At 43.7% G+C, this 24,736-nt stretch carries 16 protein-coding genes, 2 tRNA genes, 2 rRNA genes and 1 pseudogene; 9 read left to right on the top strand and 12 right to left on the bottom strand.

From position 1 onward, the window contains the following. Positions 1 to 171: 171 nt before the first annotated feature. From P255_RS13185 to tyrS, 5 genes are all read right to left on the bottom strand, one after another. Positions 172 to 3,063 (bottom strand): 23S ribosomal RNA (locus P255_RS13185). 363 nt (positions 3,064 to 3,426) lie between these two features. Next, positions 3,427 to 3,502 (bottom strand) — tRNA-Ala (locus P255_RS13180). Positions 3,503 to 3,535: 33 nt separating this feature from the next. Beyond that, a tRNA-Ile gene (locus P255_RS13175) sits at positions 3,536 to 3,612 on the bottom strand. 60 nt (positions 3,613 to 3,672) lie between these two features. Beyond that, positions 3,673 to 5,210 (bottom strand): 16S ribosomal RNA (locus tag P255_RS13170). The 16S and 23S rRNA genes sit together here with 2 tRNA genes alongside, the layout of an rRNA operon. A gap of 515 nt (positions 5,211 to 5,725) precedes the next feature. Next, positions 5,726 to 6,958, bottom strand: coding sequence for a tyrosine--tRNA ligase (gene tyrS / locus P255_RS13165; protein WP_035365568.1), 1,233 nt, complete (start codon positions 6,956 to 6,958; stop codon positions 5,726 to 5,728). Positions 6,959 to 7,019: 61 nt separating this feature from the next. Between tyrS and P255_RS13160 the strand changes: the two genes are divergently transcribed. Next, complete coding sequence (locus P255_RS13160) at positions 7,020 to 8,147, top strand: anhydro-N-acetylmuramic acid kinase (protein ID WP_004749219.1); 1,128 nt, start codon at positions 7,020 to 7,022, stop codon at positions 8,145 to 8,147. Positions 8,148 to 8,214: 67 nt separating this feature from the next. Here P255_RS13160 and erpA read toward each other — a convergent pair whose 3' ends face one another. Beyond that, positions 8,215 to 8,550, bottom strand: coding sequence for an iron-sulfur cluster insertion protein ErpA (erpA, locus tag P255_RS13155; protein ID WP_004749220.1), 336 nt, complete (start codon positions 8,548 to 8,550; stop codon positions 8,215 to 8,217). A gap of 187 nt (positions 8,551 to 8,737) precedes the next feature. Here erpA and P255_RS13150 point away from each other — a divergent pair, with 187 nt between their 5' ends. Then, a complete protein-coding gene (locus tag P255_RS13150) occupies positions 8,738 to 10,675 on the top strand; it encodes an ATP-binding cassette domain-containing protein (protein ID WP_004902975.1) in 1,938 nt (645 codons plus the stop codon). Positions 10,676 to 11,176: 501 nt separating this feature from the next. Continuing rightward, positions 11,177 to 11,725: a VTT domain-containing protein gene (locus P255_RS13145; protein WP_004902973.1), complete on the top strand. Its 549-nt coding sequence runs from the start codon at positions 11,177 to 11,179 to the stop codon at positions 11,723 to 11,725. 43 nt (positions 11,726 to 11,768) lie between these two features. Here the strand turns inward: P255_RS13145 and gyrB are convergent, their stop codons facing one another. From gyrB to dnaA, 4 genes are all read right to left on the bottom strand, one after another. Next, the gene (gyrB, locus tag P255_RS13140; RefSeq protein WP_004902971.1) at positions 11,769 to 14,237 is read right to left on the bottom strand and encodes a DNA topoisomerase (ATP-hydrolyzing) subunit B; all 2,469 of its coding nucleotides are present in this window, start codon (positions 14,235 to 14,237) and stop codon (positions 11,769 to 11,771) included. A gap of 9 nt (positions 14,238 to 14,246) precedes the next feature. Further along, entirely contained in the window at positions 14,247 to 15,365 is a 1,119-nt protein-coding gene (recF, locus tag P255_RS13135) for a DNA replication/repair protein RecF (protein WP_004902970.1), read from the bottom strand. Between the two features lie 10 nt (positions 15,366 to 15,375). After that, positions 15,376 to 16,524 carry a DNA polymerase III subunit beta gene (gene dnaN, locus P255_RS13130; protein WP_004902968.1) on the bottom strand — a complete coding sequence of 383 codons (1,149 nt, stop codon included), beginning with the start codon at positions 16,522 to 16,524 and terminating at the stop codon, positions 15,376 to 15,378. A gap of 113 nt (positions 16,525 to 16,637) precedes the next feature. Beyond that, positions 16,638 to 18,035 (bottom strand): chromosomal replication initiator protein DnaA, encoded by a 1,398-nt coding sequence (gene dnaA, locus P255_RS13125; protein ID WP_004902965.1) that lies wholly within the window; start codon positions 18,033 to 18,035, stop codon positions 16,638 to 16,640. A gap of 643 nt (positions 18,036 to 18,678) precedes the next feature. On the opposite strand from dnaA, the gene rpmH reads away from it, so the two are divergent. From rpmH to mnmE, 5 genes are all read left to right on the top strand, one after another. After that, positions 18,679 to 18,813 carry a 50S ribosomal protein L34 gene (gene rpmH, locus P255_RS13120; RefSeq protein ID WP_000831329.1) on the top strand — a complete coding sequence of 45 codons (135 nt, stop codon included), beginning with the start codon at positions 18,679 to 18,681 and terminating at the stop codon, positions 18,811 to 18,813. A gap of 31 nt (positions 18,814 to 18,844) precedes the next feature. After that, complete coding sequence (gene rnpA, locus P255_RS13115) at positions 18,845 to 19,234, top strand: ribonuclease P protein component (protein WP_004902960.1); 390 nt, start codon at positions 18,845 to 18,847, stop codon at positions 19,232 to 19,234. 9 nt (positions 19,235 to 19,243) lie between these two features. After that, positions 19,244 to 19,567 carry a membrane protein insertion efficiency factor YidD gene (gene yidD / locus P255_RS13110; RefSeq protein WP_004749229.1) on the top strand — a complete coding sequence of 108 codons (324 nt, stop codon included), beginning with the start codon at positions 19,244 to 19,246 and terminating at the stop codon, positions 19,565 to 19,567. Positions 19,568 to 19,569: 2 nt separating this feature from the next. Further along, on the top strand, positions 19,570 to 21,315 hold the full coding sequence (gene yidC, locus P255_RS13105) for a membrane protein insertase YidC (protein ID WP_004902957.1): 1,746 nt from the start codon (positions 19,570 to 19,572) through the stop codon (positions 21,313 to 21,315). A gap of 103 nt (positions 21,316 to 21,418) precedes the next feature. After that, positions 21,419 to 22,774, top strand: coding sequence for a tRNA uridine-5-carboxymethylaminomethyl(34) synthesis GTPase MnmE (mnmE, locus tag P255_RS13100; RefSeq protein ID WP_004902956.1), 1,356 nt, complete (start codon positions 21,419 to 21,421; stop codon positions 22,772 to 22,774). 43 nt (positions 22,775 to 22,817) lie between these two features. On the opposite strand, the gene P255_RS13095 is transcribed toward mnmE, so the two are convergent. Beyond that, positions 22,818 to 23,246, bottom strand: coding sequence for a DoxX family protein (locus P255_RS13095; RefSeq protein WP_004902954.1), 429 nt, complete (start codon positions 23,244 to 23,246; stop codon positions 22,818 to 22,820). A gap of 166 nt (positions 23,247 to 23,412) precedes the next feature. Next, positions 23,413 to 23,679, bottom strand: a complete 267-nt coding sequence (locus P255_RS13090; protein ID WP_004902953.1) for a metal/formaldehyde-sensitive transcriptional repressor — start codon at positions 23,677 to 23,679, stop codon at positions 23,413 to 23,415. A 57-nt stretch (positions 23,680 to 23,736) separates the two neighbouring features. Between P255_RS13090 and dmeF the strand changes: the two are divergent. Beyond that, positions 23,737 to 24,700 (top strand): annotated as a pseudogene (dmeF, locus tag P255_RS13085) (CDF family Co(II)/Ni(II) efflux transporter DmeF). Positions 24,701 to 24,736 lie beyond the last annotated feature (36 nt).

The following is a 24,736-nucleotide window of genomic DNA, read 5'->3' as shown; positions in this document are numbered from 1 at the left end:
GTTGATCTTGTTGCTACCGTACTGTGTACCAAATGAGTTATTAACAAATTGGTTAACTGAGTCGAATTTTATGTTCTAGCGTTTACTAAATCAAGTTCTTTGTTTCAGATCAGATTTAACTGATCTTTTATGAATCGATTTAAGCTTTATATACAACTGCTTGGGTGTTGTATAGTCAAGCCTCACGAGCAATTAGTATTGGTCAGCTTCACATATCACTATGCTTCCACACCCAACCTATCAACGTCCTAGTCTCGAACGGCTCTTTAGAGGAATAAATTCCTAGGGAAATCTTATCTTGAGGTAGGCTTCCCGCTTAGATGCTTTCAGCGGTTATCCCTTCCGAACATAGCTACCCGGCGATGCGACTGGCGTCACAACCGGTACACCAGAGGTTCGTCCACTCTGGTCCTCTCGTACTAGGAGCAGATCCTCTCAAATTTCCAGCGCCCACGGTAGATAGGGACCGAACTGTCTCACGACGTTCTAAACCCAGCTCGCGTACCTCTTTAAATGGCGAACAGCCATACCCTTGGGACCTGCTTCAGCCCCAGGATGAGATGAGCCGACATCGAGGTGCCAAACACCGCCGTCGATATGAACTCTTGGGCGGTATCAGCCTGTTATCCCCAGAGTACCTTTTATCCGTTGAGCGATGGCCCTTCCATACAGAACCACCGGATCACTAAGACCTACTTTCGTACCTGCTCGACTTGTGGGTCTCGCAGTTAAGCGCGCTTTTGCCTTTATACTCTACGCGTGATTTCCGACCACGCTGAGCGCACCTTCGTACTCCTCCGTTACTCTTTAGGAGGAGACCGCCCCAGTCAAACTACCCACCAGACATGGTCCTCGTCCCGGATCACGGGACAGAGTTAGAACCTCAATATTACCAGGGTGGTATTTCAAGGATGGCTCCATTGGAACTGGCGTCCCAACTTCAAAGCCTCCCACCTATCCTACACAAGTAAGATCAAAGTTCAATGTCAAGCTGCAGTAAAGGTTCACGGGGTCTTTCCGTCTAGCCGCGGGTACACCGCATCTTCACGGCGAATTCGATTTCACTGAGCCTCTGCTGGAGACAGCGCCGCCATCATTATGCCATTCGTGCAGGTCGGAACTTACCCGACAAGGAATTTCGCTACCTTAGGACCGTTATAGTTACGGCCGCCGTTTACTGGGGCTTCGATCAAGAGCTTCGCTTACGCTAACCCCATCAATTAACCTTCCAGCACCGGGCAGGCATCACACCCTATACGTCCACTTTCGTGTTTGCAGAGTGCTATGTTTTTAATAAACAGTTGCAGCGGCCTGGTTTCTGTGGCTGCCAATAGCTCATCCCGCAAGGGGAATCACCGTCAGCAGCGTACCTTCTCCCGAAGTTACGGTACCATTTTGCCTAGTTCCTTCAGCAGAGTTCTCTCAAGCGCTTTGGTCTACTCGACCTGACCACCTGTGTCGGTTTAGGGTACGATTCCTGTGTAACTGAAGCTTAGAGACTTTTCTTGGAAGCATGGTATCAGCCACTTCACTGTACAAGTACAGCTTGCTATCAACTCTCAGCATAGAGCACCCCGGATTTGCCTAAGATGCATGCCTACTGTCTTTCACCTGGACAACCAACGCCAGGCTGACCTAACCTTCTCCGTCCTCTCATCGCATTACACAGAAGTATTGGAATATTAACCAATTTCCCATCGACTACGCCTTTCGGCCTCGCCTTAGGGGTCGACTCACCCAGCCCCGATTAACGTTGGACTGGAACCCTTGGTCTTTCAGCGAACGGGTTTTTCACCCGTTTTGTCGTTACTCACGTCAGCATTCGCACTTCTGATACCTCCAGCAGACTTCTCAATCCACCTTCATCGGCTTACAGAACGCTCCCCTACCACTTGACTAATGTCAAATCCGCAGCTTCGGCACATAGTTTTAGCCCCGTTACATCTTCCGCGCAGGCCGACTCGACTAGTGAGCTATTACGCTTTCTTTAAAGGGTGGCTGCTTCTAAGCCAACCTCCTAGCTGTCTATGCCTTCCCACATCGTTTCCCACTTAACTATGATTTTGGGGCCTTAGCTGGCGGTCTGGATTGTTTTCCTCTTGACTACGGACGTTAGCACCCGCAGTCTGTCTCCCGGATAGTACTCATAGGTATTCGGAGTTTGCATCGGTTTGGTAAGTCGGGATGACCCCCTAGCCGAAACAGTGCTCTACCCCCTATGGTATTCGTCCGAGGCGCTACCTAAATAGCTTTCGGGGAGAACCAGCTATCACCGAGTTTGATTAGCCTTTCACCCCTATCCACAAGTCATCCCCCGGCTTTTCAACGACGGTGGGTTCGGTCCTCCAGTTAGTGTTACCCAACCTTCAACCTGCTCATGGATAGATCACCCGGTTTCGGGTCTATACCCAGCGACTAAAACGCCCTATTAAGACTCGATTTCTCTACGGCTCCCCTATACGGTTAACCTCGCCACTGAATATAAGTCGCTGACCCATTATACAAAAGGTACGCAGTCACACCACGAAGGTGCTCCCACTGCTTGTATGCATGCGGTTTCAGGATCTATTTCACTCCCCTCACAGGGGTTCTTTTCGCCTTTCCCTCACGGTACTGGTTCACTATCGGTCAGTCAGGAGTATTTAGCCTTGGAGGATGGTCCCCCCATATTCAGACAAGGTTTCACGTGCCTCGCCTTACTCGTCATCATTATATGTGCCCTTTCGTGTACGGGACTATCACCCTCTACGGTTGCACTTCCCAGAGCATTCCGCTAAAACACATATAACTTAATGGGCTGATCCCCGTTCGCTCGCCGCTACTGAGGGAATCTCAATTGATTTCTTTTCCTAAGGGTACTGAGATGTTTCACTTCCCCTCGTTCGCCTTGCAACACTATGTATTCATGTTGCAATACCTACCTTATGGTAAGTGGGTTCCCCCATTCAGACATCTCCGGATCACAGGATATTTGCCGCCTCCCCGAAGCTTTTCGCAGGCTATCACGTCTTTCATCGCCTCTGACTGCCAAGGCATCCACCACATGCACTTAATTACTTGACTATACAACCCCAAACAGTCGTTATTACCTACAAGTAGTAATAAGACATGATCAATGATTTCTCATCAATCTCTTACAGTTTGAAGTACTGTGTATCTAAACACTGTACAGCTTCAATCTAATTCATATACCAAAACGCTTGATTCAGTTAATTTGCTAGTTCTCATTTCATTCTTTCGAATGAATGAGTTGAACAATTTATTTCAGACTCAATTTTACCAATCTGTTAATGAGTTAATGTGCCCTCGTCGGATCACACTAATACCGTGATACTTAAATCACAGAAGTTAATAAAATAAAACCTTCAGGTTTTTCTCTTACTAAATTCTGTAATCTTTAGCTCGAACTCTAATCTTCAGAATTCGTGGTGGAGACTAGGAGAGTCGAACTCCTGACCTCCTGCGTGCAAAGCAGGCGCTCTACCAACTAAGCTAAGTCCCCAGCTTATATCATCAATTTATATCGAATTGTCTTTGGTGGGTCTGACAAGACTTGAACTTGTGACCCCACGCTTATCAAGCGTGTGCTCTAACCAACTGAGCTACAGACCCATTCGATATACCAGAAGAACAACTTGTTGTGGATTCTTACCAATCAATCCGTCTTTTCGTTAAGGAGGTGATCCAGCCGCAGGTTCCCCTACGGCTACCTTGTTACGACTTCACCCCAGTCATCGGCCACACCGTGGTAACCGCCCTCATTGCTGTTAGGCTAGCTACTTCTGGTGCAACAAACTCCCATGGTGTGACGGGCGGTGTGTACAAGGCCCGGGAACGTATTCACCGCGGCATTCTGATCCGCGATTACTAGCGATTCCGACTTCATGGAGTCGAGTTGCAGACTCCAATCCGGACTACGATCGGCTTTTTGAGATTAGCATCCTATCGCTAGGTAGCAACCCTTTGTACCGACCATTGTAGCACGTGTGTAGCCCTGGCCGTAAGGGCCATGATGACTTGACGTCGTCCCCGCCTTCCTCCAGTTTGTCACTGGCAGTATCCTTAAAGTTCCCGACATTACTCGCTGGCAAATAAGGAAAAGGGTTGCGCTCGTTGCGGGACTTAACCCAACATCTCACGACACGAGCTGACGACAGCCATGCAGCACCTGTATCTAAGTTCCCGAAGGCACCAATCCATCTCTGGAAAGTTCTTAGTATGTCAAGGCCAGGTAAGGTTCTTCGCGTTGCATCGAATTAAACCACATGCTCCACCGCTTGTGCGGGCCCCCGTCAATTCATTTGAGTTTTAGTCTTGCGACCGTACTCCCCAGGCGGTCTACTTATCGCGTTAGCTGCGCCACTAAGGTCTCAAAGACCCCAACGGCTAGTAGACATCGTTTACGGCATGGACTACCAGGGTATCTAATCCTGTTTGCTCCCCATGCTTTCGTACCTCAGCGTCAGTATTAGGCCAGATGGCTGCCTTCGCCATCGGTATTCCTCCAGATCTCTACGCATTTCACCGCTACACCTGGAATTCTACCATCCTCTCCCATACTCTAGCTAACCAGTATCGAATGCAATTCCCAAGTTAAGCTCGGGGATTTCACATTTGACTTAATTAGCCGCCTACGCACGCTTTACGCCCAGTAAATCCGATTAACGCTTGCACCCTCTGTATTACCGCGGCTGCTGGCACAGAGTTAGCCGGTGCTTATTCTGCGAGTAACGTCCACTTACTTTGGGTATTAACCAAAGAAGCCTCCTCCTCGCTTAAAGTGCTTTACAACCAAAAGGCCTTCTTCACACACGCGGCATGGCTGGATCAGGCTTTCGCCCATTGTCCAATATTCCCCACTGCTGCCTCCCGTAGGAGTCTGGGCCGTGTCTCAGTCCCAGTGTGGCGGATCATCCTCTCAGACCCGCTACAGATCGTCGCCTTGGTAGGCCTTTACCCCACCAACTAGCTAATCCGACTTAGGCTCATCTATTAGCACAAGGTCCGAAGATCCCCTGCTTTCTCCCGTAGGACGTATGCGGTATTAGCGTTCCTTTCGAAACGTTGTCCCCCACTAATAGGCAGATTCCTAAGCATTACTCACCCGTCCGCCGCTAAGCTAAGGTGCAAGCACCTTCGCTCCGCTCGACTTGCATGTGTTAAGCCTGCCGCCAGCGTTCAATCTGAGCCATGATCAAACTCTTCAGTTTAAAATCATTGCACTTTACTAAAAGTGCTAAATCTGGCTCATTAATCTTACTGACTAAAAATTCGCTCAAATAAACTTCGAGAAATTTCTACCAATTCAATCAATGAAATATATATTCGACTGATCAACTGATAAAAATCCACACAAGTTGTTCTTCCAATTCTCTTAATGATCTTCTCGATGATTCGTCATCATCAAGCTAGGTCGGCTATGTTACTCTATTTTAAAACAAAGTCAACAGGTAATTTCGATATTTTTTAAAACTCATTCAATCAACTAAAAACTTATCTATCTAGCTAAGCCCTTGTTAATCAACAAGTTTTTATCTGCATCACCGCCGATGGATACGCATTATAGACCATTCATAACTGCTTGCAAGCATTTTTTAGCACTTTTTGATTTAGGTGTGTGTTTTTTCATCTTTTTTGTGGTTTTTGCTGGTTTTATACGCATTTTTGCATAAAAAAAGGCAATCTTTTGCAGATTGCCTTTTTAATTTTTTATTTATTTCGAGGTTTAATCAGTAAAAGTGACCCGTGCAATGGCTTTTTTACCTGATTGGACAATAATAGTCGTATTTTCTTTCACAGAATAACCTGCATCAACGACATTCCAGTCCACTTTTACGGCGCCACGTGCAACAGCATCTTTTGCAGCAGCTGCATTTTTAGTTAAGCCAGCAGCACGGACAATAGAAGCAATAAACAGCTCACCACCAAATTCACCACGTGAAATGGTCACTTCAGGGGTACCTTCAGGCAATTCACCTTCTGTAATGATGTTACCTGCACCTTTGTGAGCATTGGCAGCAGCTTCAGCACCGTGGAAACGTTCGACCAATTCAAGAGCAAGAATTTTTTTGACTTCTTGCGGGTTACGCCCTTCTTCAATTTCTTTAAGTAAGGTTTTGATTTCTTCAACCGACTTAAAGCTGAGCAAGTCAAAATAACGCTCAATCAAAGAGTCTGGCATTGAAAGCACTTTTTGGTACATCGCACCTGGTGCATCAAATACGCCAATGTAGTTGCCGAGTGATTTCGACATTTTATTAACGCCATCCAGACCTTCCAAGATTGGCACAGTAATACACACTTGTGCTTCTTGATCATAACGACCTTGTAAAGTACGTCCCATGAGCAAGTTAAAGGTTTGATCGGTACCACCTAACTCAACATCTGCATGTAAAGCAACCGAGTCATAGCCTTGTACCAATGGATACAAGAATTCATGAATCGCAATAGGTTGCTGGTTGTTGTAACGTTTGGTGAAGTCGTCACGCTCCAGCATACGCGCTACAGTTTGCTGTGAAGCCAATTGAATCAGGTCAGCCGCAGTCTTGGTTGCGAACCATTCTGAGTTAAACACCACTTTAGTTTTGTTTGGGTCAAGGATTTTAAAAACCTGTTCCTGATAAGTTTTGGCGTTTTCTAATACTTGTTCACGTGACAATGGTGGACGAGTTGCACTCTTTCCAGTTGGATCACCAATCATCGCGGTATAGTCACCAATCAAGAAATAAACTTCATGCCCTAAATCTTGGAATGTTTTTAATTTGTTGATTAAAACAGTATGCCCAAGGTGCAAATCTGGTGCAGTTGGGTCAAAGCCTGCTTTGATTTTAAGTGGGCGGTTCTGTTTAAGCTTCTTTAACAGGTCTTCTTCAGAGATAATTTCATGCGTGCCACGTTGGATCAGGGCAAGCTGTTCTTCAGCAGGTAAGAAATTTGACATCACAAAATCCAAACACATCAGTTATTCAATTTGTGCGATATACTAACACTTTTTCAGCATATTGCAGGCTTTGTTGCTCATGTCAGACATCTATATTGGAGTGATGACGGGAACAAGTATGGACGGTGTCGACATCGTAGCCGCCTCATTTGACCCATTACAGCTTCATGCAACACTTACTGTGCCCTTTGATCCTGATTTACAAGATCAGCTCATGGCACTGACGTTACCTGACGACAATGAAATTGATCGGATGGGTAAAGCCGATGTTGCACTTGCCAGCATGATTGGACATGGCATTAACCAACTGATTGAAAAAAATCAGATCGATCGCAGTAAAATCAAAGCGATTGGCTCACATGGACAAACCATTCGTCATCGTCCCGAACACGGTTTTACCTTACAGATTGGCGATCCCAATATTATTACCGAACTCACCCAGATTCCTGTGGTTTCAGATTTTCGCCGCCGCGATATGGCAGCAGGTGGACAAGGTGCGCCTTTGGTTCCCGCATTTCATCAGGCACTATTTCAACATGCCGCGATTGATCGGGTGATTTTAAATTTAGGCGGCATTGCCAATGTCAGTATTTTACCTGCCAATCAACCTGAAAAGGTCTATGGTTTCGATACAGGCCCTGCCAACATTTTAATGGACGCATGGTGCGAGCGTTATACAGGCCATCCTTATGATGATAATGGTGACTGGGCAGCCTACGGCACACCAATCCGTTCTTTAATGGATCGGCTCTATGCACATGAGTTTTTCTCCAAAGAGCCACCCAAAAGTACGGGACGTGAAGACTTCAACCTCGAGTGGCTAGATCAACAGCTCAGCGATTGGCGTAACGACATTTTGTATAATGAACTTGAAGATACTCCTGAAAACATTCAGGCGACTTTAGCCAAACTCACAGTGCGTGCCATTCAAAAAGCCATTTACCGTTCAGGACTTGAAAATGGCGAAGTTTATGTCTGTGGTGGCGGTGCTTATAATTCACATATTTTAGAGCAGTTGCGCTGGCGTTTACGCAAACATCACTGGGCAGTACAAACCACCGATGTACTCGGTTTATCACCAACGTGGGTTGAAGCCACGGCATTTGCCTGGTTAGCCATGCGTTTTGTGAAACAGCTCAGTGGCAACTTGCCTGCGGTGACAGGCGCGCGTGGTCTGCGTATTTTGGGCAGTATCACCGCAGTTTAGTGCTATTTTCCAAAACATAAAAAAAGCCCTGCTCATCTACTATGGCAGGGCTTTTTTTATGTGCGAATCAAATCGAGAATGATGAACCACAACCACAGGTTGTTGTTGCATTCGGGTTCTGCACAATAAAACGCGAACCTTCCAGACCTTCCACATAGTCAACCACTGAGCCAACTAAATATTGATAACTCAAAGAATCGACCAACATTTTGACATCGCCATTTTCAAAAGCAGCATCATCTTCATTGGCATTTTCAGCAAAGTTAAAGCCGTAAGAAAAACCAGAACAGCCACCACCCGTCACATACACACGCAACATCAACTCTTGGTTGCCTTCACTGTCACGAAGTTGGCGGACTTTGTTCGCAGCATTATCTGTAAGCACTAAAGCTTGAGTACTCATCGTGGGCATTCCTCACATCAATTTCGTTTTGTCTGAAGACAATTTGCGCAATCATAGCATATTCAAAATGGGGCTGCTGTTGGAAAAATTCAATTCCTAGCAATTTACTCAATTTTAACATGGCAATTTGGTTTTATCAGGATTCCTGATTAGAATAAGCACAAATTGCTACCCAGTTAAAACTTTTATGATTCAACTTGACCAACTTAGCTTACGTCGCGGTGGACGCGTGTTATTTCAAAAAGCCTCGATGCAACTGCATCCTGGTTGGAAAATAGGTTTAACTGGGGTCAATGGCGCAGGGAAATCAACTCTTTTTTCAGCCTTACTCGGTGGGATGGAATCAGATGGTGGTTCTTTAACTCGTCCAAATGTCTGGACTGTGGCGCATATGGCACAGGAAATTGAAGCGCTGGACATGAAAGCCATTGATTTTGTGCTTTCAGGCGATGAAGAATATTGGGACATTCAAAACAAACTCGACCACCCTGATCAGCTCAGTAACGATGATCTGGCGCATCTATATGGCCGTTTTGATGAAATTAACGGTTATTCGGCGCCAGCCAAAGCCTCTCAACTGATGGCGGGTTTGGGCTTTTTTGAACATCAGTCCGAGCTGAGTGTGGCAAGTTTCTCGGGTGGATGGCGGATGCGCTTGAATCTGGCACGTACCCTGATGAGCCGTTCTGATTTGCTGTTGCTGGACGAACCGACCAACCACTTGGATCTGGATGCGATTTTATGGCTGGAAGACTGGCTCAAAGCCTATGCAGGAACGTTGGTGCTGATTTCGCATGACCGTGATTTCCTCGATGCCATTACCGATCATATTCTGCATATCGAAAATCAGGAACTGACTTTATATACAGGCAATTATTCAACCTTTGAGCGTACCCGTAGCGAACGCCTTGCCCAGCAGCAACAGGCTTACGAAAAGCAGCTCGAAACTCGTGCACATTTGCAAAAATATATTGACCGCTTTAAAGCACAAGCCACCAAAGCCAAACAAGCACAAAGCCGTATCAAACAACTGGAACGCATGCAGGAGCTTTCTGCCGCGCATGTGGATACCCCATTTACCTTCAGCTTCCGTGAACCGACCAAGATGAGTTCACCGTTACTGGAACTGGAGCATGCTGATATTGGCTATGGAGATAAACTGATTGTCACCAACGTCAATTTACAGATTACCCCGACCAGTCGCATTGGTTTATTGGGCATGAATGGTGCTGGTAAATCGACCCTGATCAAATCACTGGTGGGTGATTTGCCATTACTGCGTGGTCATCGTAAGGCTTCAGAATTACTCAATATTGGCTACTTTGCCCAGCACCAGATGGATGCGTTAGATGGTAATGCCAGCCCGATGCTGCAACTCGCGCGTATTGCTGATCCTAAAATCAGCGAAGCGACTTTACGTTCCTTCTTGGGCAGTTTCGGCTTTAGTGGTGAACGTATGGACACACCTTCCGAGAGCTTTTCGGGTGGTGAGCGTGCACGTCTGGCCTTGGCGCTGATCGTCTGGAAACGCCCAAATGTGTTGATTCTGGATGAGCCAACCAACCATTTAGATTTGGATATGCGTCATGCCTTAACCATGGCTTTGCAAGACTTTGAAGGTGCTGTGGTACTGGTATCGCATGAACGCCAACTGATCGCGAGTGTCTGTGATGAGCTGATTTTGGTTCATGCGGGACGTAGCAAAGAGTTTGAAGGTGATCTGGCGGCTTATGCCGACTGGTTACGTCAAGCCCGTCTGGACATCATGAAAAATGGGCAACAGCCGAGCGCACCTGTTCAATCCTTGGTGGAAGAAAAGCCTGCAATTTCAAAAACGGATAAAGAAGCACAACGTAAAGAAGCTGCTCGCCGCCGCGATCTGACCCGCCCGATTCGTAAAAATATCGAAAATGCTGAAGCTAAAGTTGAAAAATTACAGCCTCGTTTGGCCATGATTGAAGAAAAATTGGCTGATTCAAGTCTTTATGATGCCAATCGTAAAGATGATTTGCTCAAACTGATGAATGAGCAAACCGACCTTAAACAGCAGCTTGAACACGTGGAAGAACAAATACTTGAGTTAATGATGGAACTTGAAGAGCTTGAAAGTTCATTTGAAGGTTAATGAAATACAAAGCTCGGTCTTAGGACTGAGCTTTGATTTTTCTGGCGCATACTTCACATGAACAACAGCATTCTGTGAACTTGCTTTTTTGTGATCACAATCGTTTAATTAAACCAGCGATGATTACCGTCAGTTGTTGGTTAATTTGAACAGTTACGGTCAATAAAAATGTAATTTAGTGACATTTATTGATTGTATTCACTAACCAATATTCAGTGAAATATAAGAAGGAAATTAAAAAATACCTTCTAATACGTTGATCTTCAATCAAATACAGTCTAAATTCTAGTCAGTATAGAATATGATATTGTGAATTATCACTGTTGATAACTGAGGGGAAATCGTAAATAACTGTGGATAAGTTTTGAGTTATCCATAATTCATAGAGCAGATTACTCAGTCAAATTTAGACCATTTCTAGTTTTACTGTGTGCAATATCCAAATCATAAGTTTATTTATGCTTATCAACCATAAACATAATACCTTGGACTCAGCTTATAATGCACTTTTTTGATTTCCTATTCAGCCTTGAGCAAGCGCTACCAGCACTATTGCAAGAATATGGTTTATGGCTTTATGTAATTATTTTTCTTATTATTTTTTTTGAAACAGGCTGTATCTTCATGGCATTTTTGCCAGGGGATAGTCTACTGATCAGTATTGGCGCGCTTTGTGCTACGGTGGGTAGTGAACATCTCATTTATATGATTCTGGTGCTGTTTTTTTCTACAACATTGGGCTATATCATCAATTACTATACCGGGCTATATTTTAGTTCACGTATTTTAAATTGCCGCTTTTGTTATGTAAAACAAGAGTATCTCACCAAGACAGACCTGTTTTTTCGACGCCATGGCGGCAAAACTATTGTGATGGCTCGGTTCGTTCCATTTGTACGTTCATTTGCACCATTTGCAGCTGGCTCAAGTGGCATGCCCTATACTCCGTTTATGATCTATAACCTGTTAGGCGCTTTACTATGGGTCAGTTTACTGTTATCTGCGGGCTATTTAGGCGGAGCAACCTTTTTATGGATGTTACCCGAATAAAAAAGCATCCCGAAGGATGCTCTTTGTTTCAATACCAATTCAATTAAGCATCAATATCTGCATTGAGCGCATTTTCTTCAATAAAGGCACGACGCGGTTCAACATCATCACCCATTAAGCACGAAAACATCCGATCCGCTTCAATTGCATCATCAATGGTCACTTGCAACATATGACGGTTTTCAGGATCCATCGTGGTTTCCCAAAGCTGTTCAGCATTCATCTCACCAAGACCTTTATAGCGCTGAATCATCATGCCGCGGCGTGAGTCCTGCAAGATATGTTGCCATACTTGATGGAACGTATTGACCAAAATACAACGCTCACCTTTTTGTAAATAAGCACCCTCTTCCAGCAAGTTAAACCAGCTTTTTGAGTTCTTTAACAAACGTGCATATTCGGCTGAGTTCAATAAACCTGAATCAAGCAAATAAGCATGCGGCAAATTATGCACATACACCGTAATACGTGGCCAGTAATGCGTTACTTTGGTTCCATCAATGCTTTCGACCTCAAAGCTTTCCAATGAAACTTCTGGACGAAGGCTTGGTTGGAGCTTGATGATTTCTGCCTGCAAATGTTCAGCCCATGTCTGTACATAATCTTGCTCGACATTTCGTTCAGATTTAAAGGCTTCAACTGCCAATAAACCATCCAGCAAACTCGCAGGGTAACGTTGAGTTAAACGATGCAAACTCTTTTGTGATACCTGATAATCTTGAATCACTTTTGCTAAAGCTTCGCCAGCAATTGCAGGAGCTTCGGCACTAATATGTAAAGACAACTCATCAATTGCATTGGAAATCAAATAAGTTTCCAAAGCATCATTGTCTTTAATATATTGTTCTTGCTTACCTTTTTTCAGTTTATACAAAGGCGGCTGAGCAATATAAATATAACCACGTTCAACCAGTTCAGGCATTTGACGGAAGAAGAACGTCAACAACAAAGTACGAATATGTGAACCATCGACGTCAGCATCGGTCATGATGATAATTTTATGGTAACGCAGTTTGTCTGGATTATATTCTTCACGCCCGATACCACAACCTAATGCGGTAATCAGCGTGCCAACTTCCGCCGAAGAAATCATTTTGTCAAAACGGGCGCGTTCTACGTTCAGGATTTTACCTTTTAGTGGCAAAATCGCCTGCATTTTACGGTTACGCCCCTGTTTTGCACTACCACCTGCCGAATCACCTTCGACCAGATATAGTTCAGACAATGCAGGATCTTTTTCCTGACAGTCTGCAAGTTTACCTGGTAAACCTGCAATATCGAGCGCGCTTTTACGACGGGTCATTTCACGGGCTTTACGGGCTGCGTCACGCGCACGCGCTGCATCAATGATTTTGCCTGCAATCGATTTTGCTGCTTGCGGATTTTCCAGCAAATACGCTGAAAACTCTTTATTCATCGCCTGCTCAACCGCAGGTTTGACTTCACTCGACACCAATTTTTCTTTGGTCTGTGAAGAAAATTTTGGATCAGGCACTTTCACTGAAACAATCGCAGTCAAGCCTTCGCGGGCATCATCACCAGTAACAGCCACTTTTTCTTTTTTGAGAATATTTTCACTTTCAAGATAGTTATTTAAACCACGTGTCAGTGCTGCACGGAAACCAGCTAAATGCGTACCACCATCCTTTTGTGGAATGTTGTTGGTAAAACAGCGCACATTTTCCTGATAAGAATCATTCCACTGCAATGCCACTTCAACCGCAATACCACTATCCGTTTCTGTAGTGAAATGGAAAATTTCATTCAGATGGTTTTTGCCTTGATTGATGTATTTTACAAACTCAGACAAACCACCTTCATAGTCATAGACATGCTCAAAGTTAATTCGTTCGTCACGTAAAACAATCCGTACGCCTGCATTCAAAAAAGAAAGCTCGCGTAAGCGGCGTGCCAAAATATCGACATTAAAAATAGTTTGGCTAAAGGTTTCTGCACTCGGCCAGAAACGCACAACGGTACCTGTTTTGTCTGTCGTACCAATCACACGCAGTGGATACTGTGGATCACCATGTTGATATTCTTGTTCGTGAACCTGACCTGCACGGTAAATTTTCAATTGCAATTTGCTCGATAAAGCATTAACAACCGAAACACCTACACCGTGCAAACCACCTGAAACTTTATAACTATTGTCGTCAAATTTACCGCCAGCATGCAGAATCGTTAAAATAACTTCTGCAGCAGAAACACCTTCTTCCGGGTGAATATCCGTTGGAATACCACGACCATTGTCAGACACACTCACCGATTCATCTTCATGAATGGTAACGATAATTTCGTCACAATGACCAGCCAAAGCTTCATCAATCGCGTTATCGACCACCTCAAATACCATGTGGTGCAAACCTGTACCATCATCAGTATCCCCAATGTACATCCCAGGGCGTTTACGTACAGCGTCTAAACCTCGTAAAACCTTAATGCTAGAGGAATCATAAGCCTTTTCATTGGTTTGTTCTGTTTGAGAAGCAGATTGAGTCTCTGAACTCATGTTTTCTCCCTAGTCATTGTGAACGGCTGATTCAGCATGCTGTTGATCAGCGTGAATCCGATGAATCTCACCGTTGTCTACATTGAATAATTGATAAAAAATAGATAGATCATGTAAATGTTTTTGTACCAACTCATGATCCAAAGTTGTCAAAAAAACTTGACTACCCAGTTGGCTTAAACGTTCAAGTAAACGTCGTTGGGCAGCATAATCGAGCTCTGCCGTCAAATCATCTAATAATACCACAGTTTCCTTATTGCTCGCATGCAGCATTGCAATCTGTGACAGCTTTAGTGCCATGATCAGCAGTTTTTTCTGTCCCCGAGACAGTACGGTATCCGCATCACCCAAAGCTGTTTTTAAACGTAAATCTGCCCGATGTGGCCCATATTCGGTATAGCGTCGGTCTTTGTCTTTTTCATGCGCCAAAACCAGTTGTTGCAGCAAACCTTCTTTCTCATGAAAACCCGCACTGTATTCCAGACGGATCTCGACATCAGGCAACAGATACTGAATATCCTGCTGAAAAAAAGTATTCCAGCGTTGCACAATACTGGCACGTTGATGATGCAGAATTTCCCCATATTCACCAAGCAACCTGTTCCACGGCTCAAGATCAAGCAAGGTCAGTTGTCGCTGGGCTTTTAACAAACTATTGCGCTGTTTTAAGGCTCGGGTATAGGCCTGCCATGTTGTATAAAAATCAGGTTCCACGTGGAACATCAGCCAGTCCAACAACTGTCGTCTGGGCTTTGCCCCATGATCAATAATATCGGTACTTTGTGGTTCGATCAGTTGAAGTGGCAATAATTTGGCGAGTTGTCCCTGAGTGGCAATGCTATCTCCATTAACCTTAATCACCTGTTCGCCTGAAGTCATTTTTTGAATGCCAATTTTATCTTGCCCTGCTTGGGCAAAAATCAAGGCATGACTTTGTTCATGCTGAATATAGTTTTTAGGAAGATGTGTTCGAAAGGAACGCCCTGTCGCGAGCAAATGAATCGCTTCTAAAACCGAGGTTTTACCTGAGCCATTCTTGCCATAAAAAACATTAAATGGCTGCAAGCAAGGCAATGCAGCCATTTTAATGTTACGCACACGTTCGATACTTAAACGCGTAATATGCATAAGCTTGGGATTAGACACGCATTGGCATGACCACATAGGTTTGGTCAGCGTGAGTAGGATCTTGAACCAGAACAGATTGGTTCGCTTCAGTCATGGTCATGGTCACATCATCACCATCCAAGACACTTAATACATCCAGTAAATACTGCGCATTAAATGACATTTCCAGTGCTTCATCTGCATACTGAATCACCAAGTCTTCACTGGCTTCATCTTGTTCAGGGTTATTGGCACGCAGCTGCAACGTATCGGTATAGAAATTTAAGAATACACCACGTAATTTTTCATTACTTAAAATTGCTACACGCTGCAAAGACTGTTTAAACACATCATGCGCAATCACGACATGCTTGTCGCCACCACGCGGAATCACACGACGATAGTCAGGGAATTTTCCATCGATTAATTTTGTCGTGAAACGTACAGTGACATTGCCCTGCTCTTTGTCACGGTTTGGCACCTGAATCGTCACGTTCAATAACTCACGACCAATCACCAAAGTTAACGGTTGATCTTCGATCGTTAATAAACGTTGTAACTCACCTACAGCTTTACGTGGAACAATCGCCTGTAAAGGCTGAGCAGCCGTTGATGCCGCAGAAGTTTCACAAAGCGCCAAACGGTGACCATCGGTTGTGACTGCACGAAGTTGATTTTGATCAATCTCAAGCAATGTTCCTGTCAAATAAAAACGAACATCCTGTACGGCCATTGCAAAAGAAGTTTTTTCAAACAGGCGTTTCAGTTCACGCTGAGTGACCTGAACTTGGGTACCTTGCGTGTTTTCAGTGGTCAATAACGGATAATCTTCTGCGGGTAATGTACCCAAAACAAAACGACTATTACCTGACTTTAAAATACAGCGCTGGTCTTCGGTAATTTGTAAATCAATCAGCGCTGCGCTTGGTAAAGATTTGCAGATATCCATCAGTTTACGTGCAGGAACTGTCGTTTCACCTGCTTGTAAACATGCCCCTTCTGCAAACGGCATACTTGCCACCAATTCAACTTCTAAATCCGACCCTGTAATGGTCAATGCTTGTGCAGAAGCTTGAATTTTGACATTAGATAAAATGTTTAAAGTATGTCGACGCTCTACCACCCCAACAACATGAGATAGCACATTTAACAGACTCTCTTTCGCGATTTTTAAACGCACAATGCATTCCTCTAACAGGTATCTTTTTAGACAAATAGGGCTTGAGTCGAGTACTATGCGGCAGAAGTTGACACATTGCAACTCGACTTTTTCTCTTCAATAAACTTGGGATTTTAACTCTGTAACAAGCGGGTTAAATTTTTATAATCTTCGTCAAAAATTGGATCTTCTTCGCGCAAGCTTTGTACTTTTTCACAAGCATGCATCACGGTACTATGATCACGCCCGCCAAATGCCATACCGATTTCAGGAAAGCTATCGCCTGTCAGTTCACGCGCCAGACCCATCGCTAACTGGCGAGGACGTGCATAAATACGCGTACGCTTTGGTCCAATTAATTCCTTGAGTGGAATACGAAAATACTCACTCACCACACGCTGAATATTTTCAGTGCTAATGGTACGTGCACGAATTGCCAAAACATCTTTTAAAGACTCTCGCACAACATCCAGATCAATTGCAGAACCTTTAAAACGCGAAATAGCCACCACTTTATTTAATGCGCCTTCCAGTTCACGTACATTAGCAACCACTTGCTGAGCAATAAATAACGCACAGTTACGAGGTAAATCAACACCTGTGCTTTCTGCTTTTTTGAGTAAGATTTCGATACGGGTTTCAATATCAGGAGGCTCAACACCCACAGATAATCCCCAAGAAAAACGTGAAACCAGACGTGGATCAAGCTCGGTCAATTCTTTCGGATAACGATCGGAGGTTAAAATTATCTGTTTTGATTCGTCCAAAAGTGCATTAAACGTATAAAAAAACTCAACTAAGCTGGCTTCTTTCCCTGCCAACAAGTGAATATCATCGACCAATAACAAGTCCAAAGAACGACAGTTTTTCTTAAACTCTTCAACCTTGCCTTTTTGTAAGGAACTGACAAAGTCCTGAACAAAACTTTCTGCAGTCATATACATGACACGGGCATTTGGCTTGGCTTGTAGCAAAGCATTGCCAACCGCTTGCATCAAATGTGTTTTACCCAAACCTGTCGGGCCATACAAAAATAAAGGATTGTGCTGAGAAGCACCCAATTGTGTCAGAACCTTACGGCAAGTTTCAGCTGCCATTTGATTTGAACGGCCTTCGACAAACAAAGAAAATGTAAATAACGGGTTTAACTGACGCTTTTTACTGAGTTTTGCAGCAACAGGTTGTGCAATAGAGGGAATTTCAGGTTCTTTTTCCTTTTTGGCTATACTTGGTGCAGGTGTTTCTAGTGCCGACACTGTCGTTGCTGGTTGCTCACTGGCTTTTAAGATTGCACCAGGGCGAGAATCCACCATAATCTCAACATGGCGAATACGACCTTCAGAAAGCTGCTCTGCCAAAATTGAAATCAGCTCCAGGTGATGTTCCTGAATATAACGTGTCCAGTATGGATTAGGCGCATATAAACGTAATGTATGCTCATGCTCTTCAGCAACCAATGGTCGAATCCACATCGCAAAGACATTATCAGAGAGCTCTTGTCGCAAGCGAGTTAAGCAGTCCGTCCAAAGCATGTGATTCCCCTATGTACCGACTCAAAGAAAAAGATGCCCTGCACTTCATTTGCAGGGGGTGGTTATTCTAACTAAGTTATCCACATCTGTCATAGAAAAATCCACAGATCCGAATAAAAAATAGCATTTCAATGTGGAAAAAGTCTCCCACAACTCTTGTGGATAAGTTTATACACAAGCTGTGGATAAAATAACACAAAAAGTTATCCACATTCTATAAAAAAGATAACAACAATAATATCCACAAAGTAAAATGCTGTTTTTTATTTAAAAAAATTGATTATCCACAGAAAATATCAACACTAATAATAATAAATTTAAATTTTAATTATTAAATTTAATTAATAACGTGGATAATTTTTGTGGATAAGTGTGATTTTTTGAATTTAAATTCAAATTTAAAAAAGAACTCGTAGAAGGGTTGTTGATAACTTTGAGAATAATTGAGTGGATAAATCTCAGTTTAAATTCAAATTATACAAAGCAAAAAGACAGTATTTTTTTTAAATACTGTCAAATTAAGCCTGTCATATAGGGAAATATGTAAGAAATCGCGTAAAAAACAGCTTTTTGATTGACAGTACGCTAAATGCACAATAAAATCGCGAACCTTTATAGATAGATCAATTTTTGGAGTTTCTGTATGAAACGTACATTCCAACCATCTGAATTAAAGCGTAAACGCGTTCATGGTTTCCGTGCTCGTATGGCAACTAAAGCTGGTCGTCAAGTTTTAGCTCGTCGCCGTGCAAAAGGTCGTCATAGCTTAACTGTATAATTCAAAGTTAACGCTTCATCGACTTGGGTGTATGACACGTTATAGTTTCAGCACAGACGTTCGTATACGCTGTGCTGCAGATTACAAGAATGTGTTCGATGGTGCGCTTTTTAAAGTGCATCAACCCCATTTTCTTTTTTTGGCAAAGCCAAGCGAACAGACGAGTCGCCTTGGAATTGTTGTAGCTAAAAAGAAAGTACGTCGTGCACACGAAAGAAATCGAATAAAACGGATCGCTCGCGAAAGTTTTCGCTTGAACCAACAGGCTATTGCCTCGTTGGATATTGTTGTTATGCCTAAAATAGGCATAGAAGATATTTCAAATGCTGAATTGCACCAGCAATTAAAATTTGCTTGGCAAAAACTCAATCGCTTGGTACATAAGCGCCAGAATAATACGTCTATTTCCCCACAAAAGTAGAGATGGCCAATGGTTCGTATCCTGCATTGGTTGGTACGTCTTTATCAGATTGCGATTAGTCCTTTGCTTGGACCACGTTGTCGCTATATTCCTACCTGTTCTCAATATGCGTTAGAAGCTTTGCAAACGCATGGTGCTGTACATGGAGTATGGCTAGCAACTTGTCGTGTCTGCCGTTGTCATCCTTGGGGAGGTTCAGGATATGATCCTGTACCTGCAAAGGCGATCCGTTTTATTTCCTTTCAGCAAATCGATTCTCAAACGCTTCATGTTACTGTACCCTTTCGTGAACGTTTCTTGAACCAAAATCACTCTAACTACTTGGGGTCATAGCTATGCAACAATGGGCCAGGTTTGCGATTATCGGTGCCATGTTGGTTACCGCTTATTTGCTCATTTTGGCTTGGCAAAAAGACTATGGACACACCACGAGCGCACCGCAGCAGCAAAATACTGCTGTCGTATCGCGTGATGTGTCTGCAGATTTGCCAAATAGTCAAAATACAGCATCTACAGATATGCCACAGGCAAATGCTGCTGCACCAGCAAACACGACTGCTGCACCAGTCAGCCAGCATTTGATTACTGTACAAACAGATTTATATCGCCTTTGGATTACACCAAAAGGTGGTGATATTGTGCGTCTTGAACTGCTTGCACATGATGAAAGTAAAGGTAGTAACCAGCCTTTTGTCATGCTTGAGAGCGATAACAAACGTACATATGTCGCACAATCTGGTTTAATTGGTGCCAATGGACCAGACAGCAGTGCAAATGGTCGTCCTGATTTTGAGGTAGAGAAAAACAGCTATACCTTAAATGATGCGAAAACTGTGACTGAAAACGGCAAAACTGCAAAAGTCTTAACTGTACCAATGGTGTATAAAACTGCCAATGGTGTCGAGATTGTTAAGACTTTTACCTTCAAACAGGGTGATTACCCAATTGAAGTCGGTTATCAGGTCATGAACCGCAGCCAGCAAAACTGGCAAGGTCAATTCTTTGGTCAAATTAAACGTGATGACTCTGTCGATCCAGGTAAGTCAAGTCAGGGTATTTTCCAGTTAGGAACTTATCTTGGTGGTGCTTGGGGTACGCCAGATCAGCATTACAACAAGTTGAAATTTGCCAACTTTAATGATGACAAGCTCAATGTTCAGGCCAAAGGTGGTTGGGTGGCTGTGGTTCAGCACTACTTTGTCAGTGCGTGGATTCCTGGGTCATTAAAACTGACTCAAGCCAACGGACAGCCATATACCGCAACTCTACAATCTCGTAGAGCTGGCGAATCAATGAATATTATTGGATTCACTTCACCTGCCATTACTGTGCCTGCTGGGACTAAAATGGAAGTGAACGCGACCTTCTATTCAGGACCTAAAGTTCAGTCTGAGCTGAAAGATTTGGCAGTCGGTTTAAACCAAACTGTAGATTATGGTTGGTTGTGGCCAATTGCAAAACTGTTGTTCCTTGGTTTGGAAACATTCCATAAATTCTTGGGCAACTGGGGCTGGTCAATTATTCTTTTGACTGTTGTAGTGAAAATGATTTTGTGGCCGCTGTCTGCAAAAAGCTATCGCTCAATGGCAAAAATGCGTGTGATTGCGCCTGAAATGCAACGCATGAAAGAAGAGTTTGGTGAAGACCGTATGCGTTTCTCTCAAGAAATGATGGCTCTTTACAAACGCGAAGGGGTTAACCCGCTTTCAGGCTGCTTGCCATTGTTCATGCAAATGCCGATTTTCTTGGCATTGTACTGGGTATTGATGGAAAGTGTTGAGTTGCGTCATGCACCGTGGTTAGGTTGGATCACCGACTTATCTGCAATGGATCCATGGTTTATCTTGCCGTTAATCATGGGTGGAACCATGTTTGCACAGCAAATGTTGAACCCTCAACCTGCTGACCCGATGCAAGCCAAAGTCTTCCGCTTAATGCCGATTATCTTTACGGTATTTATGCTGTTCTTCCCTGCAGGTCTAGTGTTGTACTGGATTGTGAACAACAGTATTACCATTTTACAGCAGTGGTTTATTGCACAAAGTGTGAAAAAACAGCGTGAAACTCAAGCGGGTACTTAATCTCGCCTGAGCCAAGCAGACAACTGCTGAATAAATCCGCCTAAGATGATACGCTTAGGCGGATTTTTCTTTGACTGAATATTGATAAATTTAGGTGTGTGCTATGCAAAACCCAACCACCATTGCTGCAATCGCAACGCCGCCAGGTCGTGGTGGTGTCGGTGTCATTCGGCTGTCAGGCCCTAAAGCTTATGCCATTGCACAAGCCATTAGTCAAAAAGCCTTACCCCAAGCCCGTATGGCTGGTTTTCGCCAATTTTACGATGCTCAGGGTGAAGTGATGGATGAAGGGCTGGTGCTGTGCTTCCCAAATCCAAACTCTTTTACTGGTGAAGATGTGGTGGAGCTGCAAGGTCATGGCGGTCCCGTCATTCAAAATGCCCTGCTTGCACGTTTGCTTGAACTTGGAGCAACCGCAGCCAAAGCAGGTGAATTTTCCATGCGTGCCTTTGAAAATGGCAAGCTGGATTTGGTACAGGCAGAAGCGATTGCCGACCTGATTGATGCGACTTCCCAAGCGGCTGCACGTTCTGCGGTACGCTCATTGCAAGGTGCTTTTTCCAATAAGGTGAATACAGTTTTGGAAAAACTGATTCACTTGCGTTTGCATGTTGAAGCTGCGATTGATTTCCCTGAAGAAGAAATTGATTTTCTGGCTGATGGCAAGATTTTGGGATTGCTAGATGATGTACAACGCTCGGTACAATCGGTACAGCAATCAGCACGTCAGGGGCAACTGTTACGTGAAGGCTTGCAGGTGGTGATTGCGGGTAAACCCAACGCTGGCAAGTCCAGTTTACTGAATGCCTTGGCAGGGGTTGAGCGCGCGATTGTCACGGACATTGCAGGCACAACCCGTGATGTCTTGCATGAAAAACTCAGCCTCAATGGTCTGCCAATTACTCTTACCGATACCGCTGGTTTACGGGAAACGGGCGATATTGTGGAAAAAGAAGGGATTCGCCGTGCCATTAAAGAGATTGAACAAGCAGATTTGCTCTTGCTGGTGTATGACTTGAGTCAAGGTGAAGAACCATTGCAGCTTGCGCAGCACTATTTTGCAGAACATTTAGAGCCACGTCGCCTGATGCTGATTGCCAATAAATGTGATTTGGTCGATGCTACACCTGAGATTGGTGAATATCAGGGCTTTCGTCATATTACAGTGTCAGCGAAGCAGGAAATGGGGGTTCAGGGGCTCATAGACGCGATTACAGCGCATGCAGGCTTTCATCCTGAGGAAGATACCTTTATTGCACGAACACGCCATTTGGACGCAATGAAGCGCACACAGCAGTATCTGGCAGAGGCACGTGTACAGCTTGTCGATTTTCATGCAGGTGAACTAGTTGCCGAGTCCCTACGCCTTGCACAAAATGCGCTCAGTGAAATCACGGGTGAGTTTAGTGCGGATGATTTGCTTGGAAAAATCTTCGGGTCGTTTTGTATCGGAAAATAATCAAAAAAGCTGCCCATTTGGCAGCTTTTTTTTGCATTAATTTTTATTTTTTATCGACTGAAATTGCACCAGGACCCGCAATCGCCAGTAATAAGAAACCACCCACAATACTCATGTTTTTAAAGAAATGAATTTTTGTATTCAAATCTTGCATCATGTCGCCAGTGGTGTGCCAGTAAGCATGCCCAATCATGGCAGTTCCCAGTGTATACAGCGCTAAAAGCACAGCAATTGGGCGTGTATAGAAACCAATTAGAATCAATAACCCCAAAAAGGCTTCAGCCACAACAGCAATCATTGCAGATAGAGTTGGCAGTGGTGCATGAAGCATGTTCATGTACTGAACCGTACCTTCAAAGCCTGTTAATTTGCTGAAACCAAAGATCAGGAATAACGTGATTAAGAAAACGCGAGCAAGCAGTAAAACAAGCGATTTGGCTGAGCCAAAGTCCAGATAACGTATTGAGACCATGATGCAACTCCAACATGTTGATTAAATATTGTGCGATCATATGGGTTGTAAAAATATTAATAAATGTTAAAAAAAGTACATATTGTTTTAAAAATAGAACAATTAGAGTGTATTCAGCATTCGCTATAAAAAAACATGCATTTTTAGGATATTGAGATCGCAATCTCTAGCCGTAGCGTTTTAATAATTTTAAAAATTCTTCTAGTTCAGTTTCATTCACAGCAGTCGCTTCAGCCAAAACGTGATGGCGCAGATGCTCTTCAATCAGTTCATTCATCAAACCATTGATTGCACCTTTAATGGCTGCAACCTGCTGTAACACCTCAATGCAGTTACTGTCTCCTGCTTCAAGATGCTGTTCCACACTGTGGATTTGTCCTTTCAGACGTTTGACGCGATTCAATATTTTCTTATCTTGGTGAAGATGGCTCATATCCGAACTCGAAAAAAAGAAATATACTATGGGGGAGTATATTTGAGTAATCCTGAAATGCAACGTATAGATTCAAATCGATCCCACCATCACCAGTTTGATGAAGGAAATCCATTGGCTCAGAAACGTATTTTATGGGCAACGATTCTAACTGGAATCATGATGGTTTTTGAAGTCGCTGGCGGATGGATTTTTAATTCGATGGCGCTTTTGGCTGATGGCTGGCATATGAGTTCACACATGCTGGCTTTGGGGCTCGCGTATGTTGCCTATCGTGCTGCCCGACATTACTCTCGCGATCATCGCTTTAGTTTTGGGACATGGAAAATTGAAATTCTTTCGGGGTATAGCAGCGCAATTTTATTGATGGTCGTGGCTTTACTGATGGCATTTCAGTCGGTTGAGCGCCTACTCTCACCTGTACAGATTCATTATAACGAAGCGATTTTAATTGCCGTTATTGGGCTTTTGGTCAACTTGATTTGTGCCTGGTTACTGCATGACGATCCGAATCATCACCATCATACTCATCACCATCATCATGAAGATGAACATGGACATGACCATCATCATGATCTGAACCAAAAAGCAGCATTTATACATGTGGTAGCAGATGCGATTACGTCTATATTTGCGATTCTGGCGCTACTTGCAGGCAAGTATTTTGGCTGGAATTTTTTAGATGCCTTACTGGGGATCGTCGGTGCAGTTTTGGTGGCAAAATGGTCTTGGGGATTGCTCAAGGAAACAGGAAGAACGTTGCTTGATGCTGAAATGGATCATCCTGTCGTAGATGAAATTGTAGAAGTGATCGAACAGTTAGGCGAGCATCTTGAGATTACCGATTTACATGTATGGAAAGTGGGTAAAGGTAAATTTTCCTGTATTTTGGCTTTGGAAACCATGCAGAATGTGAGTGCAGATGAAATTCGTGAAGCTTTATCGATCCATGAAGAAATCGTGCATATTTCAGTGGAAATTAATCCAAAAATATAGTCATGTTCCACGTGAAACCTGCTGACAAATTTACAACGCTTTGTTGTGCAAGCAAGCATAC

Source organism: Acinetobacter brisouii CIP 110357 (genome assembly GCF_000488275.1).
Classification (GTDB): Bacteria; Pseudomonadota; Gammaproteobacteria; order Pseudomonadales; family Moraxellaceae; genus Acinetobacter; species Acinetobacter brisouii.
This window is presented reverse-complemented; position numbering and strand designations above follow the sequence as displayed.

Excerpts from the sequence above, each read along its gene's own strand:
- tyrS (WP_035365568.1), bottom strand. The coding sequence starts at position 6,958 with ATGTGTTTGGATTTTGTGATGTCAAATTTCTTACCTGCTGAAGAACAG.
- P255_RS13160 (WP_004749219.1), top strand. The coding sequence starts at position 7,020 with ATGTCAGACATCTATATTGGAGTGATGACGGGAACAAGTATGGACGGT.
- erpA (WP_004749220.1), bottom strand. The coding sequence starts at position 8,550 with ATGAGTACTCAAGCTTTAGTGCTTACAGATAATGCTGCGAACAAAGTC.
- P255_RS13150 (WP_004902975.1), top strand. The coding sequence starts at position 8,738 with ATGATTCAACTTGACCAACTTAGCTTACGTCGCGGTGGACGCGTGTTA.
- P255_RS13145 (WP_004902973.1), top strand. The coding sequence starts at position 11,177 with ATGCACTTTTTTGATTTCCTATTCAGCCTTGAGCAAGCGCTACCAGCA.
- gyrB (WP_004902971.1), bottom strand. The coding sequence starts at position 14,237 with ATGAGTTCAGAGACTCAATCTGCTTCTCAAACAGAACAAACCAATGAA.
- recF (WP_004902970.1), bottom strand. The coding sequence starts at position 15,365 with ATGCATATTACGCGTTTAAGTATCGAACGTGTGCGTAACATTAAAATG.
- dnaA (WP_004902965.1), bottom strand. The coding sequence starts at position 18,035 with ATGCTTTGGACGGACTGCTTAACTCGCTTGCGACAAGAGCTCTCTGAT.
- rpmH (WP_000831329.1), top strand. The coding sequence starts at position 18,679 with ATGAAACGTACATTCCAACCATCTGAATTAAAGCGTAAACGCGTTCAT.
- rnpA (WP_004902960.1), top strand. The coding sequence starts at position 18,845 with ATGACACGTTATAGTTTCAGCACAGACGTTCGTATACGCTGTGCTGCA.
- yidD (WP_004749229.1), top strand. The coding sequence starts at position 19,244 with ATGGTTCGTATCCTGCATTGGTTGGTACGTCTTTATCAGATTGCGATT.
- yidC (WP_004902957.1), top strand. The coding sequence starts at position 19,570 with ATGCAACAATGGGCCAGGTTTGCGATTATCGGTGCCATGTTGGTTACC.
- mnmE (WP_004902956.1), top strand. The coding sequence starts at position 21,419 with ATGCAAAACCCAACCACCATTGCTGCAATCGCAACGCCGCCAGGTCGT.
- P255_RS13095 (WP_004902954.1), bottom strand. The coding sequence starts at position 23,246 with ATGGTCTCAATACGTTATCTGGACTTTGGCTCAGCCAAATCGCTTGTT.
- P255_RS13090 (WP_004902953.1), bottom strand. The coding sequence starts at position 23,679 with ATGAGCCATCTTCACCAAGATAAGAAAATATTGAATCGCGTCAAACGT.